We start from the raw sequence: 2,183 nt of genomic DNA on the forward strand, positions 1-2,183 counted from the left end.
GAAGAATTTCCCCGCTTATTCGCACCTTCCCTAATTTATATTTTCTGAGGGCGTTAAATCATGGGGATATACAACATAATACGTAGGTATTTTACGTATTGTATACAATTCATTTATTATTCTGGAGGTTGTTTAATTTTTGATGTGCGATTTAATGGAATATTAATATTGACATTAATCGAGGAGAGAAAGAATGAAGGAGGTAATGAGAAATGCAGACTTATTGAACAATAAGCCTGCGTATGTGACTCAGTCAATGCTGGCAATGCTTTGTTCTACAAGATTTTCCAGTTTTTTTAGTGCCTGAATAGCATGCGTATCCAGCCCGTATTTCTCCAGCGTTTCGACCGGGTGAAAACCGACCCAAACCAGCCCGTCCGGTTGCTGGCTAATTAATACTCTGAAGGGTAAGTCGAGCGCTAATTCTGGATTCTGCAACATTAGCGCAGTACCCCCTTTGGGGTTACCAAAAATAAGTACCGTAGTGGGTGGAAGTATTAATTCCACCTCGGCAGCAGCTTTGGCATGATCAAACTCGCCAAATAAAACAAGGCCATGTGATTTTATGTTGGCCAGCAGGCGCTGACGTGTTTGCTGAAAATCAAAGGCGCTGAATAGCTTATTCATGGAATTTCCATCCGTAATGGGAGAGTGGTGTTATTCATCCAGAATAGTACATGAGTTATCCCTGCGCGGGGATCTGTTGGCGATGTTTTTCTGCCTGTTGTTGATGTGAAAACGCATGACCGTTATTCATTGACTCATGTACAACCATTGCTTTTTCATGCTCATCCATTTGTGAAAATGACGGCGCAACGGCCTTAGTGGACTGACTATTACGTACTTGCATCTGATGTGCCTGCACCATTTTCTGATGGGCAGAGGCATCGCTATTATTCATCATGTCATGGGCCATCGCCGCCTGTTGATGGGTATCAACACTTTCTGCGGCATTCACGCCAGCTGAGATAAAAAATGCAATAGCAAAAAAAGAAGACATCTTGTTCATCATATTTCTCCAGTATGGGTTTACGGAAGAAATGATAATAAGCAGGCGCGCTCAGCGAGGTGACAGAATTATGACGGTTACGTCAGAGAATCAATAAAGATGCCAGCAGGTCAGCGGATGGCACATTCATGCCACCCTGCAGGGCTAATTTGCGTGTTTTGGCAGTGTCAGAATAAAGCGGGTGGCGCGGGTGTCAGAGGTGACTGCCACCTTTCCTTGATGGGCCGCGACAATTGATTTCACAATCGCCAGGCCAATACCGCTCCCTTCACCTTTACGCTGTCGTGATGGGTCTACGCGATAGAAACGGTCGAACAGTCGCGGCAGATGCTCCGCGGCGATGGGCGTGCCGGGATTCTCGACAATAATGTGTACCTGTTCGTCCGCCTCTTTTACCCGTACGGTCACCGACTGGCCCTTGGGAGTGTAACGCATGGCGTTCGACAGCAAATTGCTCAGGGCTCTGCGCAGCATTAACGGATCGCCAGACACCCAGCATGCGCGGCCCTCAAAGCGTAAACTTACCTCGCGCTCTTCTGCCCACGCCTCGAAGAAGTCAAACACCTTACCGACCTCATCCGCCAGGTTGAGTACCGTCTTTTCCGGGATCAATTGATTATTGTCCGCCTGTGCCAGGAACAGCATGTCGCTCACCATCTTCGACATTCGGCCAAACTCTTCGAGATTGGAATAGAGCACATCTTCCAGCTCTTTCTGGCTACGGGGCTGGCTAAGTGCTATTTCCGTTTGGGTGACCAGATTGGTGATGGGGGTGCGGATCTCATGGGCAATATCCGCTGAGAAATTAGACTGGCGTTTAAACACATCCTCGATGCGTTCGATCATATGGTTAAACGACCCGACCAGTTGCTCCAGCTCTATCGGTACGGCCTGGGGATCGAGGCGGACATCGAGATTCTTGGAGGTAATGTTCTGGATACGGCGACTGACGTTACGGATCGGTTCATGACCTTTATAGACGGCGAACAATACGATGAAAATAATCATCATGCTGATCAGCGACGCCGTCATAATTAGCTTGTTTTTCAGATCGTTAATATAGTGCAGATGAAAGTCTATCGATAACGCCATATACAGCGTCCAGGCCGGTTTGCCGTCCGCTAACTGGCCTACCGGCAAACGGGTGATGCTGCCAACTTACTGATTTAGTGTA

At 47.5% G+C, this 2,183-nt stretch carries 1 protein-coding gene and 2 pseudogenes; all 3 read right to left on the bottom strand.

The features are described from left to right. Positions 1 to 249 precede the first annotated feature (249 nt). Positions 250 to 630: pseudogene (locus FDX01_RS04580) on the bottom strand (DUF302 domain-containing protein); the annotation flags it as partial. Positions 631 to 682: 52 nt separating this feature from the next. Beyond that, positions 683 to 1,009, bottom strand: coding sequence for a copper-binding protein (locus tag FDX01_RS04585; RefSeq protein ID WP_135912891.1), 327 nt, complete (start codon positions 1,007 to 1,009; stop codon positions 683 to 685). A gap of 144 nt (positions 1,010 to 1,153) precedes the next feature. Beyond that, positions 1,154 to 2,152 (bottom strand): annotated as a pseudogene (locus FDX01_RS04590) (Cu(+)/Ag(+) sensor histidine kinase); the annotation flags it as partial. Positions 2,153 to 2,183 lie beyond the last annotated feature (31 nt).

Origin of the sequence: Citrobacter sp. wls613 (assembly GCF_005281195.1) — a bacterium.
Classification (GTDB): domain Bacteria; phylum Pseudomonadota; class Gammaproteobacteria; order Enterobacterales; family Enterobacteriaceae; genus Citrobacter; species Citrobacter gillenii.

Excerpts from the sequence above, each read along its gene's own strand:
- FDX01_RS04585 (WP_135912891.1), bottom strand. The coding sequence starts at position 1,009 with ATGAACAAGATGTCTTCTTTTTTTGCTATTGCATTTTTTATCTCAGCT.